Genomic DNA, 17320 nt, shown 5'->3' on the forward strand with positions numbered 1-17320 from the left:
GCAAACCCTAAATATCAATGGGAGCGATTTAAAAAACAGCTATATTCTGCTTCTGTCAGTCTTCCCGCTTCGTAGAGAGTATCGGTAATTTCTGCTAGGGTTAAAACCGAATAAGGTTGATAACCATGGCTACGAAGTTTATCTTTAACGGGGCCACCATGGTCGATAAAAACCACGATATCATTAACTAATAATCCCGCCGATTTAATTTTTTCTGCCCCTTCGATCGCACTTTTGCCAGAAATTAAAATATCGTCCACCACTACCACAGTTTCCCCCACTTGAAAATTACCTTCAATTACTCTTCTTGTGCCGTGAGCTTTTACTTCTTTGCGGGGGAAAATCATCGGATGATTTAATAATAAAGATAAACCCGTAGCTGTAGGTAAAGAGCCGTAGGGAATACCAGCAATGCGGTCAAATGTCAAGGTTTTTAATATTTCTCCATAGGCTTCAATTACCTGCTGAAAAATATTAGGATTAGAGATAATTTTTCTGAGATCAATATAATAGGAAAAAGTTTCTCCCGATGCTTGTACATAATCGCCAAACATCAAGCAACCAATATCAAATAATTGTAGAATTAAATCCTGATGAGGATGTTGTTTTAAAAGACAAACGTTAGCAGTCCAAGTCTCATCTCCGCTTGATTCTTGCTGGTGATTTTGTTGAATTTTGTTGACTTCCTCGCGTAAATCCTTGACTTTTGCCCCCAAATCGGGTTGAGATAAAAAGTCTTGGGGTATAGGAATTAATAAACCCTCGCCATGACTATTTAAACCCACAGTAATTAACTCGGAGAATTTACTTTTGTCTTCCCAAATACTGCGTAATAAAATCAATCTTTCGGGGGCAAAATTGCGAATCTTTTTCAAAATCTCCGGTTGAGTGGTTCCCACTTCTAAAAATACTTGTTCGGGAGTTCCCCAGGTGCAAGCTTCTTTGACGACTTGCAGATAAAAAGGATTGTCGCGACTGGGGAATTCTTGCAGATTAATCGCGCCTTGATTGGAAGTATGACAGAGGATAAAAGCGCCATGCTCGGGGTAAACTAAAAAAGGAGCAACGTGATCCTGTCCGGAGTAGGGATTGAGAGTAACCGCGTCCACCTGCCAAGTTTTAAAGATAGTCTCAGCTAAAATACTGCTAGTATTAATATCGCCGTGTTTAGCATCCAAAATGACCGGGATATGAGGGGGAATTGCCGTTAAAACTCGCTGTAATAATTCTAACCCTGCCGCTCCCAAAGCTTGATAAAAGCCTAAAGTTGGTTTGTAGGCACAGACAAAAGGGGCAGTTTCATCGATAATAAACTTGAGCCACTGTTCTAAATTAACGATTAATTCTCCCGGGGTGGGGGGCATCATTTCGGGGTTAGCATCTAAACCGAGGACAAGTAGAGTCTGGTTTTGACTAATGGCGTGGTTTAACTTTTGAAAAAAATTCATCGGTTCCTAATCTCAGGATTCTGGATTAGTTCCTAATTCTACACTATTTGGTCGAAAAATAGGCTGTAAAATTGTCTCGTGCAGACTTTTTCTGGTGTCAGCGTCAAGGAATTTCTTTTGTAGTGGTTGCCATTCTTGCCATTTTTGGTGACGGATATTTTGGAAAATTTCGAGTAATGTGGGCATTTCCTTGGCGAGACAATTGGGGAAAATTTGGCTAAGAAAATCCGAGAGAACACAACAATCCTGCATTTCTCCGAGAATACCTTGAAGGTTTTTAATATCTTCTAGGTACTCTTGATATTTGTCGCCATAAAACTGAGTAAATAACTCCATATTATAGCGAGAACGCTTGGCTTCTTTACGGAGATCGTGCAGTAATAATCCTTCCTTTTCCAATAAGTCATCAATTTCTTGACTAGAAAACTCTCTTACTTTTTGATTTTCCTCTAAATTTACCCCAACTAACCAAGCTTCATGGAGTAAAAAGCGACTCGCTTGCGGTAATAATAAGTCTGGTAAAACCGTGGCAATATCTAATTTTCCTATCGGTTGATAGGTGGGATTATCCAACCAACTGGCAAAATCTGCCTTAAAATTGAGAAATTTGTCGGACTTTAACAGCTTTTCTACCTTAGCAAAAGCCTTCTTTCTTCGGCTTTCGAGAACTTGTAAAACTTTCTTCAGTAATTCCTGTTCTTTCGGTGGTAAAATTGGCTGATAATGACCGACAAAAGCCTCTTTTAACACATCTAAATCACGCAATTCTCCTAAAATTATGCCCAGATTACCCACCCGTTTTTGATCGGCATATTTCGGCATGGTTAAAGCGGGGGCAAAACCGGTTAAGGTACTGCGAAGACGACGCATTCCCACACGAATTTGATGTAATTCTTCCGTATCCTGATCGAGTAAAACTCCAGCTTCATGTTTAAGAACTTTATGAAAATGTTTATCAATACCGATATAGGCCCAATCGGCCACAGTTTTAGCCCGAGGATTAAATTTGTTAGTCATTTGTCTTTAGGGAGGAAATAATGTCAAGATGATGATAGAATCTTTAAATAAAGACTGGAACTAATAGGTCCCATTTATTCTACACAATAGGATGAAGCAGCAGCTTTAAGAGAAGTTTATGGATAGTTTTTGGCTAGATTATGCGGGGGAAATCGCTTTTCGCACTGGAGAGCATCTTTTCTTGACGGGAATAGCCATGGCTATGGGTAGCTTAATCGGGATTCCTCTAGGTATTTTGATTAGTCGTCAAGCTATTCTCGCTCAACCAATTATAGCGATCGTTAACACCCTACAGACTATCCCCAGTTTAGCCCTATTTGGTTTTTTAATTTCCGTGCCTTTTTTGGGAGGAATCGGCAAAATTCCCGCTATTGTTGCCCTAACTCTCTATACCTTACTGCCAATTGTTTTAAATACCTATCTGGGCATCAAAAAAGTTGATCCCGAATTAAAATTAGCCGGGTTATCCCTAGGCATGACCGACGGTCAAATCCTGCGCTATATCGAATTACCCCTAGCCAGGGCGACAATTTTGGCAGGAGTGAGAATTGCCACGGTGATTGCTATCGGTGTGGCTACGATCGCAGCTGCCATCGGTGGCGGTGGTTTGGGAGTGTTTATTTTTCGCGGTATTGCCACGGTCAACAATCAGTTAATTTTGGCGGGGGCAATTCCTGCCGCTTTTTTAGCCCTTGTTGCCGATTGGAGTCTCGGTCGGCTAGAAAAGACCTTTTCCCCTTCGCAACGCCCGAAAAAGCCCTCTAAATGGCAATGGGGCTTAGGTTTAATCGGGTTAGCCCTGCTATCTTTCCTCTTGACTCAAATTTTCCATTCATCCCCCGGCACCGTGGTGATCGGTTCCAAAAATTTTACCGAACAGGTGATTTTAGGGGAAATTTTGGCACAGGAGATCGAAAAAGAGACGAATTTACGGGTTGAACGTCAATTTAATCTCGGTGGTACTCTGATCTGTCATGAAGCGGTGAAAGCGGGTAAAATCGACGGTTATGTGGAGTATTCCGGCACGGCTTTCACGGGAATTTTGCGAGAAAAACCCCTGAACGATGCCCGATTAGTCTCTCAAAAGCTGCAAGAGATTTATCCGGAAAAATTTAATCTAGAAGTCTTTCCCAGTTTAGGATTCGAGAATACTTTCGCCATTGTTATCCGGGGAGAAACCGCCAGTCAATACAATCTTAAAACTCTCTCGCAAGCGGCGAAATATACCCCCAATTGGCAAGCGGGTTTTGGTTATGAATTCTTGGAAAGGGAAGACGGTTATAAGGGATTAGCCAAGACCTATGGTCTAACTTTTGCCGGACCCCCGAAAGTGATGGATTTAGGGTTAATGTACCGCGCTTTAGCCGAAAAACAAGTGGATTTAGTGGCGGGAAATTCCACCGATGGCTTAATTCCCGTGCTAGATTTAGTCATCCTAGAAGATGATCAACGCTATTTTCCTCCCTACGAAGCGGTACCGATTTTTAACCTGGATAGTTTGCAAAAATATCCCCAATTGCGACAGGTTTTAGCCAAACTCACCGGCAAAATTACCTCCACAGCCATGCAGAAATTAAACTATCAGGTGGATGGCCGCGATCGCAAAGTGGAGGAAGTGGTTAAAGAATTTCTAGTCTCCCTCTCTTAACCATTTAGTTACTCCCCCGGGTTGGTCGATTAAAGTAATGCCTTGGGCTTTTAATTCTGCGCGAATACGATCGCTTTCGGCGTAATTTTTCGCTTTTTTCGCCTCTGTCCGTTGTTGGATCAGATTTTCGATATCCGCTGCACTAATTCCCTCAGAAACAGGGGTTTCTCCCTGGTCGGCGGCAATTTCTAAGCCCAAAACCCTAGACAATTTCACCAAAGTATGCCATTTTACCGCTAATTGGGCCAGATTGCTGTCTGTCTTACCCGCATGGGTTAAATTATTACCCTCCTTGCGTAATTCCTTAGCGATTTCAAATAACACCGCTAAACCACCGGCAAAGTTAAAATCGTGATTTACCGCCTCTTGAAAGCGATTTTCTAGCTCTTGGTCAGTAATTCCGGGATTATCTGGCGGAAGATGCTTATAACCAAAGGATAAACCCTCTTGTAAAGTATGCCAGCCATTAGTGGCCGCCTGCAATCCCTCATCGGAAAAATCAATCGGTTTGCGGTATTGGGCGCCTAAAATTAATAATCTCACGGCTAAGGGGTCATATTTTGCCAATAACTCGCGAATAGTGATGAAATTACCGAGGGATTTTGACATTTTTTCCCCTGCCACCTTAACCATGCCATTATGTAACCAATAGTGGGCCAGAGGTTTACCCGTAGCCGCTTCACTTTGGGCAATTTCGTTTTCGTGGTGGGGAAAAATTAGATCACTTCCCCCCACATGAATGTCGATAGTTTCTCCCAATTGTTCTTTGACCATGGCCGAACATTCAATATGCCACCCTGGACGACCTTGGCCCCAGGGAGAATCCCAACTAGGTTCCCCCGGTTTTGCCCCCTTCCAGAGGGCAAAATCAAAGGGGTCTTGTTTTTTAATTGCTTCCGGGTCGTCGGTTTCTACCCGGCCGCTGGCCCCGGCTTGCAAATCATCCAGTTTTCGCCCTGATAGTTTGCCATAATCAGAAAAACGACGGACGGAATAGTACACATCGCCATCGCTGGGGTAAGCATAGCCTTTTTGTTCTAATTCATAGACTAGGCGCTTGATGCCGTCGAGGGTATGAGTGGCCCGGGGATAAGCGTCCGCCGGTCTGACTCCTAATTTTTCCATATCCTCAAAGTAGGCCTGGATAAATTTCTCGGCTACGGCTGCCATGGTGGTATGTTCATTTTTAGCCCGATTGAGAATTTTATCGTCAATATCAGTGAAATTCTGAATATAGCGCACTTTATAGCCGAGATACTCTAAATAACGCCGCACCACATCCCAAACCACACAGGTACGCGCATGACCCAAATGGCAATAATCATAGACGGTAATGCCGCAGCAATACATGGAGACAATGCCGGGGATGAGGGGAGTAAAGGGTTCTTCGCGACGACTGAGGGTGTTGTAGAGGATTAAGGTCATGGATGGGGAAATTTTTTTCTGGGGAAAAAGGCTAGTCCAATTTTATAGCAGTTATCAGTGATCAGTTATCAGTTATCAGTTATCAGTTATCAGTGACCGCTAACCACTTTCCCTGATTTCTCTACTATATTTTGTTTTTCTTGTCAAGGGGTTTTTCGGGTTTTAGTAAAAATCTGACGGTAAGATTTGAGGAGATAGGACTGTTTTGATGACAACTATTATTGATAGAATCGATAGAATAACGATAGGGGAAGCTTGCTTGTTTGCCTCAACCGACAATTTTTAATTGTTAATAAACTTTGACCAGACCCTAACTATGAATGAACCACCTAATAGCGCTGGCGATGAAATCCAATTACCCCGGGGAGAAAGAGTTGACCAGCTAAGAAATCTCATCGAAACCCTACGCATTGCCGATGAAGTGGCCAATCGCGGTTATTTGATTACCAGCGCCGAAGTGGCCGATTTAATGGATATTAATCCAGGGGCCGTTACCAGTCGAGGCGACCATTGGCCGTGGCGAAATTGGGTAATCTCCCGGGTCAGACGGGAGGGAAACCAAATTCTTTGGCAGTTGGAAAAAGTCGATTAGGATTAATTGCAACCATCAGTTAATTTCTCTCTTAACTTTTGTAAATTAGTAATTATCTCGTCATTTTCCCCCAGCAGATGACGCGCGAAACGTCGGGCCAGGGGCGGAGCCGATACAAGTGTACTGGTAAAGCCAGAAAATACCTGCAATCCCACTTTATCGGCGATCGCTCCCACCAGAGGCCGTCCCGAGGGGGCAAAGGCCACTAGGCAATGATGACAGCTGCCGGGGAGAGCGGCTAAAGAGGGCAGCAATGTCCCCACGGCGGTGCGGATTGCTTTTTCCCCGGCCAGAGGGTTTAAAATCCCGTCTGGATCGGTGACAATGGCGCTAATTTGCCCTAGATAAAGGCTTTGATCCCGGAATTGTACCGCCCCCGTTTCTAAAACACTGGCAATTATTTCTGGGGTTTCTCTCTGCCAAATGCCCTGCTTTTCTAGTTGGGTGATTTTTTGCTCTAATAGCAATCTGGCAGGAATTGCGGGCATAACTAGGGTGTTTAATTTGATCTCAGTGGGGGGAATTTTGATCACCTGGGCATGGGTAAAATAGACGGGAGCAGCAATACCAGATTTTTGCAGTAAAGACCGGGTTAATCCCCCCGCACAGACGATAGTTTCCCCAGCAGAATAATTATTTTTAGGAGTTTTTACGCCGGTAATTCTCGATGCAGTTTCAATTAATTCGATGACAGCTTCCCGAATAATCGTGCCTCCCAGACGTAGAAAAGCTTGTTGATAGGCAAGATTAGTTTTTTCGGCGTTAATGTGACCGTGGGGTAGTCGTAAAACTCCGGAGATAGCTGCGGGATTTAATAAAGGTTCTAAAGCGATCGCTGCTTGCGGATCGAGAATTTCGGGGGTAATAGCAAAGATAGCAAATTTTTCGGCCACAGTGACCGGATCATCTTCGGGGTTCACGGTGAGAATTAGCTCTAGGTCCCGGTATTCATTATCTATGCCCAATTCTTGGGATAAATTGCGCTGAATTTCTCGACCTTCTTGATATAATTTTCTCTGGATTTCTGTGGTAGCCGACCAATAGGCTAAACCCCCGTAACTGTAGAAAGTGGCGTTGAGGGGATGGGTTTCTTTTTCTAATAAGAGGACTCGACTGCCTAGGTTGGCTAGTTCATAGCTTAAGGCGGAACCAGTGATACCACCACCGATAATTATATAATCATAAGTTGTGGTCATAATTGGGCTAATTTTTCCTCGATTAATCTATTCTATCATTATACTTGCTCGGTTCCTTGGTTCTGATTTTGTCGATAATTGCTATAATTACAGAAAAAGTTCAAAGCGGGATAGGATAACTATGCAACAGCTAGAAACTAGGGGGATAACTGAACGATGGATTAAAGGTAGTTGGGAAGAATACTTAGAAGCAATTAAAAACTTACCAGAAAATCAAGGGAAAAGTTATTATTACAATGGCTATTATCGATTAGAAATGACTCCTATTGGATTTGAACACGCTAGAGATCATCATGTTGTCTTTTTGGGGGTGAGTCTCTACGCTATCCTCAAAGAAATTCCTTTTCAAGGACTCCCCACTTGTTCTTATCGTAAAAAAGGAATTAGAGAAGTGCAGCCAGATATATCTTACTATCTAGGAGAAAAAGCGAATCTGATACCAAATGGGACTTCGATTATTGATTTAAATCAGTATCCCCCACCAGATTTAGTCATTGAAATCTCAAAATCTACCCTTAATGATGATCTAGGCAATAAACGCTTACTCTATGAAGAATTAGGGGTTAGTGAATACTGGAGTGTTAAGGTAGATGATCCCCAAATATTTGCTTTTGAAATAATTGATCGAGGTAGCAAAAGAATTGATATATCAAAGGTTTTACCTAATTTAAGACTTGCGGTTTTAGAGTCAGCTTTACAACAGGCACGCACCAGAGATCAAAGTCAGGTGGGACGTTGGTTAATCACTCAATTTCAAGGTTAACTACATAAAATCGAGGCTAATATTATGCAACAGCTAGAAACTACTATCTCGACAGATTTATGGATTAAAGCTAGTTGGGAAGAATACTTAGAAGCAATTAAAAACTTCCCAGAAAATCAAGGAAAAAGTTATTATTACAATGGCTATTATCGATTAGAAATGACTCCTATTGGTAACGATCATGCCAGCGATCATGCTATTTTGATCTTTGCTGTTAGTCTCTATGCTACCCTAAAAAATCTGGCCTTTAATGCCAAAGATAATTGCAGTTTTCGCAGGTCTGGTTATCGAGAAGTTCAACCGGATATATCTTATTATTTTGCAGAGAAAGCTAATCTGATTCCCTACGGTACTTCGATTATTGATTTAAATCAGTATCCCCCACCAGATTTAGTCATTGAAATCTCAAAATCTACCCTCAATGATGACTTAGGTAATAAACGCTTACTCTACGAAGAATTAGGGGTTAGTGAATACTGGAGTGTTCAGGTAGATGATCCTCAAATATTCGCCTTTGAAATAATCGATCGAGGTAGTAAAAGAATTGATATATCAAAGGTTTTACCTAATTTAAAACTTGCGGTTTTAGAGTCAGCTTTACAACAGGCACGCACCAGAGATCAAAGTCAGGTGGGACGTTGGTTAATCAGTCAATTTCAAGGTTAAATCCTACTGTTTTTTAGCAGCCGCTTTCTCCAATAAAGACTCGGCAAAAGCGATGGCATCTGCTGCCGAATTTCCTCCCGTTAATTGTGCCAATTCTTCCCTTCTCGTCTGACGATTATCGAGAGAAGTAACCCGGACAACCGTGCGAATTTCCGAGAGATTAGTGGGATTATCTTCGGCAATCATTTGTTTATAAACTCGAAAATGGTGATCAGCTAAAGCAGCCACTAAGGGTTGATGAGTAACGCATAAAACTTGATATTTTTGACCTAATTGATCTAATTTATCGGCAATTGCCTGGGCAACTTTTCCCGATACTCCCGCATCGATTTCGTCAAAAATTAGGGTGGCTGCTGCCGATTGGGATTGGGAAAAACAGGACTTTAATGCTAGGAGAAAACGACTCATTTCTCCTCCGGAAGCGGTACTGGATAAAGGTTGGATTTTTTCCCCCGGATTGGGACTAAAATAAAATACCACCTGATCGACTCCCAGACTGCTAGGATTACCCGGGTCAATCCGACAGACAAAAATCACCTTTTCCATGGCTAAAGGTTTTAATTCCTGTACCAATTGTTTTTCTAGTTGACTAGCGGTTTCTTGTCGCAAAAAGGTTAACTGGGTGCTAGTTTCTCGATAGATGTTTTCCTGTTGCTGACAAATTTTTTCTAATTCCTCAATCGATTGTCCTTCTCCCGTCAACTCCGCTAATTCCTGTTGTAATTTCTGATAATAATCGAGTGCTTCGGCTAAACTTGGGCCATACTTGCGACAAATGCGCTTAAGTTGGATAATTCTCTCTTCTATCTCGTTCAATCTCTCGGGATCTGCCTCTAGACTATCCCCATAAACGTTGATTTCCTGTCCCGCTTCCACCACCTGATTTAATGCCGATCGCACCATCTCTAAAATTGGCTCTAAACTTGTATCATAAACCATCATATTTGTCAAGATATTTTCAGCTTTTCCTAACAAATCAGCGACGGCCGGTTGATCGCGATCGTTTTGGTAGAGTAGTTGATAGACTTGATAGCTGGAATTTTGTAAATCGACACCGTGGGAGAGTCGGTTTCTTTCCTGTTCTAACTGTTCCAACTCGTCAGCGTCAGTTAAATTAGCTGATTCTAGTTCTTTTAGTTGATATTCCAATAAATCTAATCTCTGTAGGCGATTTTGTTCCGATTGCAACCTATTATTTAAAATATTCTTGCTTTCTTGCCAGTTAACGTAGGCTGTGGCTACTTTTTCCCGCTGCCGCAGCAGCGATTCACCCCCGTAGAGATCTAATAATTCCCTCTGTCGATTAGCGTCCATTAACTGAACTGTTTGACCTTGGGCGGTGATTTCTACCAAAAAATCTCTTATTTGCGCCATTTGTTGGCGATTAGCGACGACTCCGTTAATCCGAGAACGAGAACGCAAGGAATTATTAGTAATCACTAATTCCCGGCTGATGGTCAGACTATTATCCTCTAATGGGTCAATTTCCTGACTTTCTAGCCAAGCAATTAATTCTGGGGTGAGAGAAAAAGTCGCTTCTAGGGTTGATTGTTGGCTTCCCTGACGGATGACGCGATGATTGACTTTACCACCGAGAACAATATCGATCGCATCTAATATAATTGATTTTCCTGCCCCCGTCTCACCGGTCAGTACATTTAATCCGTTCCCGAAAGTTAATTCTAAGCGATCGATGAGGGTAAAATTTTCAATTTGTAGGCAGGATAACATATATCAGTAATCAGTAATCAGTTGCTAAGTAGGTAGGCGTTAAAAATTATCAGACACCCCCCTTATTAAGGGGGGATCCCCCCGCCTATCGGCACCCCCCTTATTAAGGGGGGCAGGGGGGATCCCCCCGCCTATCGGCACCCCCCTTATTAAGGGGGGATCCCCCCGCCTATCGGCACCCCCCTTATTAAGGGGGGATCCCCCCGCCTATCGGCACCCCCCTTATTAAGGGGGGCAGGGGGGATCGAACCTAAAATCCATTTTTAATTTAATTATAACCAGTTACTTATTCTTATTATCTTTCACCATTCCCTAATTTTCCCCGAAACGGTAGCCTTTACCATAGACAGTATTAATTAGAGGCGTTTCTCCAGGTGCTTCGATTTTACGACGCAGCAAACGCATCAGGGCAGGAACCACATTACTATTAGGTTGCTCTCCTTCTGACCAGAGATGCTGATAAATTTGTTCATGGGTGAGAAGTTGCCCCGGATGGGTCATAAATAAAGTTAATAATTGTACTTCTTTTGCTGATAAACTGATCGTGCGACCGTGACGATAGGCCACTTGATTTTCGCTATCGAGTTCTAAATCAGCAGATTTTAATTTACTGCTATTACTAGCTTCAAAATTGGGAGAACGACGCAATAAAGCGCGGACTCTCGCTAATAATTCTCGCAGTTGAAAGGGTTTGACTAAATAATCATCAGCACCGGCATCTAATCCCGCCACTCGATCATCGATGGTATCCTTAGCGGTTAGAAACAAAACGGGAGTGGTGTCCCCTTGATTGCGTAAATATTGACAGATTTGTAATCCGGATTGCTGGGGTAACATCCAATCGAGAATTAAGAGGTCATAATTATTCTCTTGTGCCAATTCTAAACCCGTCCGACCATTATCAGCAATATCAACTTCATAGCCTTCTTGAGCAAGAATTTGTTCTAAGGGTTCGGTTAATTCTTTTTCATCATCAACGATAAGTATTTTCATAAAAGTAAAAAAGATGGTGTTGGGTTTTGGGGTTTTGGGGTTTTGGGGTTTTTTAGTTGAATCTCCCCTATCTCCCCATATCCCCATTTCTCCCAATTATCGATCTTTGGGGAATAAATTGCGCCATTCGAGAGGGATATAACTTTCAAGAAATCTAGCCATGGTTTGGTAATGACGCTGATACAAAACTCCCATATAGATAATACCAAGTCCTAGGACGGTTAGGGCAAAGGGAAAGAAAATTGAATCGGCAAAGAGACGATAGGAGAGATAGGAAAGATAGGCAAATACTCCGATACCTCCAAAAACCACAAATAATCTTCTTTTTAGCAGGACGGATAATAACATCAATCCCAAGTTAATTAGACAGTACAAAAATCGTTGCGCTTCATTATCATCGATGAGGAGAGATAGACTAAACCAAAACATAATCAATCCAAATAGGTACAGCCAAAAAGCAAAATCACCCCGACTACGGCGCTGACGTACATCAATTAAATAGGCAGTTATTAAACAGGCAATTCCAAACCAAAAGGATACCCACAGTCGCAGTCTCCATGTATATTCGTTCTCTCCAAATAGTAAAGGAGTTAAGTCCATTGACATATACCACAGACTAAAGGCAATGGGTGCAGTTAAGAAGGGAAATTTAACAAATCGCAAAGTTATTAATCCCGCGATAATCGTGCCTAATTCCATTAAAAACCAACTGCCTTTAATCCATGTATGGAAATCTCGATAGATGCCAGGATATCCGGCTTGCCAGTATCCTGTCCAGCGTTGTAAACCATAGATTGCTAAGGGAGTCATTGCCACTGCCATGGTAAATAAAAGACCGCCGGGGATTTTGAGATTTTGCTGAAAATAGAGATTTTTTCCAGTCAAAATAAAACAAACTGCATAAAACAGGGCGATAAAAAATAGTCCTGCACCACCGAAACTCTCCCAAGCTTCGTTCATAAACCACCCCAGGGCAGAGATAACAATTAATGCCCCAAAATAATAGGCCACATTAGCAAAATTAAAGCGAGGGCGATTAACTTCATCTTCCTGGGGATAACGGGACAAAAAAGCCGTCCATAAATTTTCAGCTTGGCTGGCAGTAATTAGGTTTTGTTGTACCGCCCAATCAAAATCTTCTCTTTCTAGTCTCATAATATTCTCTAGTCCTTAAGCTAAGATGTATTTTAACCGCTTATCCTAAGGATAAGGGAATAGGGCATAGGCGCAGATGTTAAATCCTGTAGTAAAACTTAACATTTACCGATTGCAACATCCGAAATCTGCAAAATAGAGTATAATTCAATCTATATTAACTATTATCGAAGCCATCATGATAACTAAATCAGAACTCTATGAACAAGATTTTCAATTATGGCTGATAACAACAATAGGTCAGTTAGAACAAGGAGATTTTCAGGCATTAGATGTATCTCATTTGGTTGAGGAGTTGAAAGAATTGGGTAAATCAGATAAAAATGCCTTGGAAGGAAATTTAATGATTTTGCTGGCTCATTTACTGAAACTAAAAGTACAATCCTCCGCCCCTGAAAGCATGAAATCTAGCTGGTATAGCTCCATTGTCGAACACAGGGAACGAGTTATCGCCTTACTAGAAAACACCCCTTCTTTGAAATCTCATTTAGCAATCGCCATCGATAAAACCTATCCTAAAGGTCGCAAAATTGCCATCAAGGAAAGTAAATTGGCTGACTTTGGAATTGCGATTCCTCCAGAGGAAGCATATCCCTTAGACTGCCCTTTTTCCTTAGAACAGATTCTTGATGAAGATTTCTATGGCTGATAATTCATATTTAATCCATCAGCTAAGACGCTTTCAAAATGCTTCTAAAAAGTCTTCAAATCTCAAAAACTGGGAAGCTATACAAGTCACATCTGTCTCCCGATACTAAGCGACTCGACTGACTTTAAATAGAGCTTACAAGCTTTTTTTCCCAACCCTAGTTAATCAGCCTTCAAGAATAAGTAAAAATTATAAATTTAAGGTAAATAATTAAAATATTTAAATATTTGGGGCGATTAGTCAAGTGTAACAAGCAAGTTACAACATTTTGATTTTCCCAGAATTTGCCAAAATTTGGCTGTAAATCTGGGTTGCCTACATTTATTAATATGGTATGATCGTGGTATGCTGTGGGCTTAGTTTAAGCATTAAACGTTAAATCAACGGAAAACCAAGGCAATCAGGGGACTATATCGATTCTCTTGCCCAAAAAAAGCCGCCAGTGATGAAATTTTTTTATGTTGCAATTTTTGAAGTTTTGTAAAGGCTATTGACTTAAAGCCAGAATTGTGTAACTCTCCCCGCTCCAAACTCCGGCGCTCATAGACAGTCAACAGCTAATCAAGTTGGGAACTAGGAGGAGAGGTCAACTCCTAGTCCCCTGTTTTTTAGGACATCAATTGCGATTAAGGTACTTCAGTCCAGCGCCTAAGCCTCCTAGTACCAGCAAACTCAGCACAGTTGACGGTTCGGGAACAGATGTCGGTGGCGGTGCCATCGGTCCGGGGGCAGAAAAGTTAGAAATCGTCACACTACCCCGTCCGGAGATGTTATCGTTAGTGGAAATACGGAAACCAAAGCTGTCGCCAGCTAGGACGTTAAACGTCGATGTCCCGTTTTGGACAACATCTCCCTCATCATTAGTTACTTGGGTGAAGCTGCCGTTGAGCAGATATCCGAAGGGATCGGAAAAAGGCCCATCACTATCATTAGTCGAATAGTTCCAATTAAACGTCACCGTCCCAGCCGCAGCCGCAGTGGTGGTGTAGTTTGTGGTTCCAGAAATGACAGAATCATTGTTCCCCCCAGTCAGGCTAATGGACGCGGGAGCGCCGCCGGTATTGACGAACCCGTCGGCATTACTATTGGCAAATGTCCAGTTAATGGGAGCGTAGGGAGTTTGGAAACCAAACACTGTTGCGGCACTAGCACCAGAAGCAGCGGCTAGGGTGAGGCCAACAGTAGTGACAGTCATTGCGGTCTATGACCGCAATGACTCGAATAATTTTGGCGATTTGGTGGCCATGGCCCTAAAAATAAATTAAATTACAGCCCAACTGTACAATCGGTCAAAATATTTTTCAAGAAGATTTGTATAGAAATATTCAATCCTATTTATAGAAATAAGCAAATGGTTGGTTCTCTTATTCTTTGTGTGATAAGGGACTTGCGCTTTGATAATGTACCTTTTGGGCGAACGCAGTTCGCCCCTACATTGTGGACAAAATCCGTTACTGTAGGGGCGCAATGCTTGCGCCCTCCGAGCGCTCAGGTTTGCTGATCACCCTAAGTAGGGGGAGAGCCTTCGAGAACCCCCGCAGCTAAGGGACTTGCGCTTTGATAATATGCCATCTGGCTGGTCTGATTCTTCTACAGAGTGATTTTCTGGCTGGGATATTATTCCCACGCAAGTCCCTAAGTTCAATTTATATAGTAGCGATCGATCTTTGTGTCCTTTGTGTCTGGAGTGGTTCTTTCCACTCATTCGCTCGCAAATCTACTCAAATCTGGCGCTGCTGATTTTTTATCTCAGTTTGAAGAGGGGCTGAAAACTGGCGCAATGTGGACACCGATCGAAAGACTAAGCTAAACTGGTAATGACTATGTATTAGGGCGGAGGTCAACGGATACAACTATGGACAATTTGGAGGTAAAACAAAAACCGATCCGGTGTTTAGAAGATGCGATCGAAAGGTGTCAAACTTTAGGAATGCGGGTTAGTCGTCAGCGTCGCTATATTTTAGAATTGCTGTGGCAAGCGCAGGAACACCTATCAGCGAGAGAAATTTATGATCGTCTCAATCTGCAAGGAAAGAACATCGGTCATACCTCAGTGTACCAAAACCTAGAAGCCCTATCGGGTCAAGGCATTATCGAATCTGTGGAACGCTGGGACGGCAGACTCTACGGCAACATCAGCGATTCCCACAGTCACGTCAATTGTCTGGACAGTCAAGAAATCATCGATGTGCATATCCAACTTCCCCCGGAATTAATTAAACAGATTGAGGCATCGACGGGGGTAAAAATTACCGATTATCGCATCGATTTCTATGGCTATAAACAAAACAAATGAGCCAGATAACTGTATAATTAGCCCTGTGAATAGTATCCGTTGACAGGCTGCAACTCTTGTGATCGATCGCCCTCTCACCTTAATTATCATCGATAATGACCCGATTTTCCGCTTGGGTCTGGTGCAGGCCTTGTCGCGGATAGAAAATATTAGTATCGTCACCGAAGGGGATTTAGAAACAATTTTCGCTTTGACTCTGAATCCCTCCCCCGAAATTATTATTATCGATCCTCTCTTTGATTGGTCCTACTGTGAAATTCTCCACTCTCGCTATCCCGAAAGTAAAATTGTTTTATTAACCTTTCCTCTCGATTCCAGACAGCAACTAATCGCCAGAGAATTAGGCATCGCCGGTTATATTCCCAAAGGCACAAACCTAGAGCAATTTATCACTATTTTAGGGCAAATTTCCCGAGATGAATCCCCGGATGTTGCCCCTTCTGCTCTCACCATTGCTACTCGTCCAAGTTTAGCCCCTAGCCATTGGTTAATCGCTGCCGGAAGAACGGGATTAAATCGCATCGAAAGTGAATTACATTTAATTGATCTCCATCTCAATCAACAGTCTTTATCCGGCTTTGATCGCTTTTATTGGCAGGGGAGAAAACGAGAACTTTTAGCAGCCCTATGGCTAGTGAGAAAACTAATTCCCCTGGAAGGGAGCTATTACAATTCAGCTTCAGTCACACCCCCGGTAATAATTAACAATATCGATCGGGAATTACCAATTTTAAGCCGCGAGCGTCCCCTCTGTGTTTCGGCAGTTTTTGAGTCCACTTTAGCGGTCATTCGCTCCCCTTTAATTAATAGAACCAAGATTAGTTTTGAAATCGATGTTTTACAGGATAATCGGCAACGGGAATTATTGTATTTAGTTCTCGATGAAATTCGCAAAAATGTCGATGAAATGAGATATTTACAGATTAGCAGCGGGGAATTAACCAGTCGTTTAAATCTGATTATTTACGATATCTGGGAGAAAGTTACGCGTAAATTTTTAGAAATTAATGCCTCAATTTCTGACGAAATTAGTAAAGGCAGACTTAACGAAATTATTCTGGAAGAAAGAGAGGCAATTCAAACAGAAATCCTCAATAAAATTCCTTTTACTCTTGACTTATTTTCCTATTTATTGTACGAAAATAGTTTAAATATTGACGGGGTAGAATACCGGGCTAATGCTCCTGAAACTATCGCCAGAGCCGAAATTCTGCTGCAAAATCTCATTCATAATCTTGCCAATGCAGTGACAGTAATTATTCTCAATAACTTCTCGGAATCGGAAAGAATCAAACAAAAACTTTACCGTTCAGAATTTCTCATCGCCAGAAAATTAGCTAAAATCCGCAATGAATTATCTTGGAAATACCGACGGCAACAATATTGGCAAGAACCTAAAGATATCTTTGAAAGTCAATATCAATTATTTCACTATAGCGAGGGACAAATCAAATCTTTAGCCATTTATTCCCCCCGACAGGAAGAATTAAACAGTTTAACAGGCATACCCTGGTTAGTTTCGATCGCCTTAGAATTAAGAGACTCTTTATCTCCTCGTTTACGCGCTTTTTTTCGGGTGGTGGGTAAGGGAGTAGTCTATATCCTTATCCAAGTTATCGGTCGCGGTATTGGTTTAGTAGTTCGCGGGGTTTTACAGGGAGTCGGTAACACTTGGCAGGAAGTCAAAGGTAAAAAGGAATTATGAATTATGAATTATGAATTATGAATTATGACTGATAAC

General features: G+C 42.0%; 15 protein-coding genes. 7 read left to right on the plus strand and 8 right to left on the minus strand.

The genetic code is table 11. The features are described from left to right. Positions 1 to 14 precede the first annotated feature (14 nt). Both LW728_RS01470 and LW728_RS01475 read right to left on the minus strand, forming a co-directional pair. A complete protein-coding gene (locus tag LW728_RS01470; RefSeq protein WP_287764840.1) occupies positions 15 to 1448 on the minus strand; it encodes a bifunctional orotidine-5'-phosphate decarboxylase/orotate phosphoribosyltransferase in 1434 nt (477 codons plus the stop codon). A 12-nt stretch (positions 1449 to 1460) separates the two neighbouring features. After that, entirely contained in the window at positions 1461 to 2465 is a 1005-nt protein-coding gene (locus LW728_RS01475) for a CHAD domain-containing protein (RefSeq protein ID WP_287764842.1), read from the minus strand. 118 nt (positions 2466 to 2583) lie between these two features. On the opposite strand from LW728_RS01475, the gene LW728_RS01480 reads away from it, so the two are divergent. After that, positions 2584 to 4113: a glycine betaine ABC transporter substrate-binding protein gene (locus LW728_RS01480; protein WP_287664925.1), complete on the plus strand. Its 1530-nt coding sequence runs from the start codon at positions 2584 to 2586 to the stop codon at positions 4111 to 4113. Here LW728_RS01480 and cysS read toward each other — a convergent pair. Then, complete coding sequence (gene cysS, locus LW728_RS01485; RefSeq protein ID WP_287764844.1) at positions 4096 to 5538, minus strand: cysteine--tRNA ligase; 1443 nt, start codon at positions 5536 to 5538, stop codon at positions 4096 to 4098. The genes LW728_RS01480 and cysS overlap by 18 nt on opposite strands. Before the next feature lie 316 nt (positions 5539 to 5854). Here cysS and LW728_RS01490 point away from each other — a divergent pair, with 316 nt between their 5' ends. Beyond that, positions 5855 to 6130 carry a hypothetical protein gene (locus LW728_RS01490; protein ID WP_002768833.1) on the plus strand — a complete coding sequence of 92 codons (276 nt, stop codon included), beginning with the start codon at positions 5855 to 5857 and terminating at the stop codon, positions 6128 to 6130. Positions 6131 to 6132: 2 nt separating this feature from the next. Here LW728_RS01490 and LW728_RS01495 read toward each other — a convergent pair whose 3' ends face one another. Beyond that, positions 6133 to 7326 (minus strand): NAD(P)/FAD-dependent oxidoreductase, encoded by a 1194-nt coding sequence (locus LW728_RS01495; protein WP_287764847.1) that lies wholly within the window; start codon positions 7324 to 7326, stop codon positions 6133 to 6135. A gap of 121 nt (positions 7327 to 7447) precedes the next feature. Here LW728_RS01495 and LW728_RS01500 point away from each other — a divergent pair, with 121 nt between their 5' ends. Further along, positions 7448 to 8089: a Uma2 family endonuclease gene (locus tag LW728_RS01500; RefSeq protein WP_287664922.1), complete on the plus strand. Its 642-nt coding sequence runs from the start codon at positions 7448 to 7450 to the stop codon at positions 8087 to 8089. Positions 8090 to 8113: 24 nt separating this feature from the next. Continuing rightward, on the plus strand, positions 8114 to 8755 hold the full coding sequence (locus LW728_RS01505; protein WP_004268525.1) for a Uma2 family endonuclease: 642 nt from the start codon (positions 8114 to 8116) through the stop codon (positions 8753 to 8755). A 3-nt stretch (positions 8756 to 8758) separates the two neighbouring features. Here the strand turns inward: LW728_RS01505 and recN are convergent, their stop codons facing one another. From recN to LW728_RS01520, 3 genes are all read right to left on the minus strand, one after another. Continuing rightward, entirely contained in the window at positions 8759 to 10486 is a 1728-nt protein-coding gene (gene recN, locus LW728_RS01510) for a DNA repair protein RecN (RefSeq protein ID WP_287764850.1), read from the minus strand. A gap of 312 nt (positions 10487 to 10798) precedes the next feature. Then, positions 10799 to 11479: a two-component system response regulator RppA gene (rppA, locus tag LW728_RS01515; RefSeq protein WP_043997953.1), complete on the minus strand. Its 681-nt coding sequence runs from the start codon at positions 11477 to 11479 to the stop codon at positions 10799 to 10801. A 96-nt stretch (positions 11480 to 11575) separates the two neighbouring features. Beyond that, positions 11576 to 12634, minus strand: a complete 1059-nt coding sequence (locus LW728_RS01520; RefSeq protein ID WP_287664920.1) for a DUF2157 domain-containing protein — start codon at positions 12632 to 12634, stop codon at positions 11576 to 11578. Positions 12635 to 12812: 178 nt separating this feature from the next. On the opposite strand from LW728_RS01520, the gene LW728_RS01525 reads away from it, so the two are divergent. Continuing rightward, positions 12813 to 13283: a DUF29 domain-containing protein gene (locus LW728_RS01525; RefSeq protein WP_004158521.1), complete on the plus strand. Its 471-nt coding sequence runs from the start codon at positions 12813 to 12815 to the stop codon at positions 13281 to 13283. 616 nt (positions 13284 to 13899) lie between these two features. On the opposite strand, the gene LW728_RS01530 is transcribed toward LW728_RS01525, so the two are convergent. Beyond that, positions 13900 to 14478: a PEP-CTERM sorting domain-containing protein gene (locus LW728_RS01530; RefSeq protein WP_287764853.1), complete on the minus strand. Its 579-nt coding sequence runs from the start codon at positions 14476 to 14478 to the stop codon at positions 13900 to 13902. A 660-nt stretch (positions 14479 to 15138) separates the two neighbouring features. On the opposite strand from LW728_RS01530, the gene LW728_RS01535 reads away from it, so the two are divergent. Together LW728_RS01535 and LW728_RS01540 are read left to right on the plus strand one after the other, a co-directional pair. After that, entirely contained in the window at positions 15139 to 15579 is a 441-nt protein-coding gene (locus LW728_RS01535; protein ID WP_004268517.1) for a Fur family transcriptional regulator, read from the plus strand. Between the two features lie 58 nt (positions 15580 to 15637). Continuing rightward, the gene (locus tag LW728_RS01540; protein WP_287664916.1) at positions 15638 to 17284 is read left to right on the plus strand and encodes a DUF3685 domain-containing protein; all 1647 of its coding nucleotides are present in this window, start codon (positions 15638 to 15640) and stop codon (positions 17282 to 17284) included. Positions 17285 to 17320: the final 36 nt, after the last annotated feature.

The organism is Microcystis sp. 49638_E5, assembly GCF_021300285.1.
Taxonomy (GTDB): Bacteria; Cyanobacteriota; Cyanobacteriia; order Cyanobacteriales; family Microcystaceae; genus Microcystis; species Microcystis aeruginosa_C.

Bases quoted from the DNA above. Each gene is read 5' to 3' on its own strand.
- LW728_RS01470 (WP_287764840.1), bottom strand. From the start codon at position 1,448: ATGAATTTTTTTCAAAAGTTAAACCACGCCATTAGTCAAAACCAGACT.
- LW728_RS01475 (WP_287764842.1), bottom strand. From the start codon at position 2,465: ATGACTAACAAATTTAATCCTCGGGCTAAAACTGTGGCCGATTGGGCC.
- LW728_RS01480 (WP_287664925.1), top strand. From the start codon at position 2,584: ATGGATAGTTTTTGGCTAGATTATGCGGGGGAAATCGCTTTTCGCACT.
- cysS (WP_287764844.1), bottom strand. From the start codon at position 5,538: ATGACCTTAATCCTCTACAACACCCTCAGTCGTCGCGAAGAACCCTTT.
- LW728_RS01490 (WP_002768833.1), top strand. From the start codon at position 5,855: ATGAATGAACCACCTAATAGCGCTGGCGATGAAATCCAATTACCCCGG.
- LW728_RS01495 (WP_287764847.1), bottom strand. From the start codon at position 7,326: ATGACCACAACTTATGATTATATAATTATCGGTGGTGGTATCACTGGT.
- LW728_RS01500 (WP_287664922.1), top strand. From the start codon at position 7,448: ATGCAACAGCTAGAAACTAGGGGGATAACTGAACGATGGATTAAAGGT.
- LW728_RS01505 (WP_004268525.1), top strand. From the start codon at position 8,114: ATGCAACAGCTAGAAACTACTATCTCGACAGATTTATGGATTAAAGCT.
- recN (WP_287764850.1), bottom strand. From the start codon at position 10,486: ATGTTATCCTGCCTACAAATTGAAAATTTTACCCTCATCGATCGCTTA.
- rppA (WP_043997953.1), bottom strand. From the start codon at position 11,479: ATGAAAATACTTATCGTTGATGATGAAAAAGAATTAACCGAACCCTTA.
- LW728_RS01520 (WP_287664920.1), bottom strand. From the start codon at position 12,634: ATGAGACTAGAAAGAGAAGATTTTGATTGGGCGGTACAACAAAACCTA.
- LW728_RS01525 (WP_004158521.1), top strand. From the start codon at position 12,813: ATGATAACTAAATCAGAACTCTATGAACAAGATTTTCAATTATGGCTG.
- LW728_RS01530 (WP_287764853.1), bottom strand. From the start codon at position 14,478: ATGACTGTCACTACTGTTGGCCTCACCCTAGCCGCTGCTTCTGGTGCT.
- LW728_RS01535 (WP_004268517.1), top strand. From the start codon at position 15,139: ATGGACAATTTGGAGGTAAAACAAAAACCGATCCGGTGTTTAGAAGAT.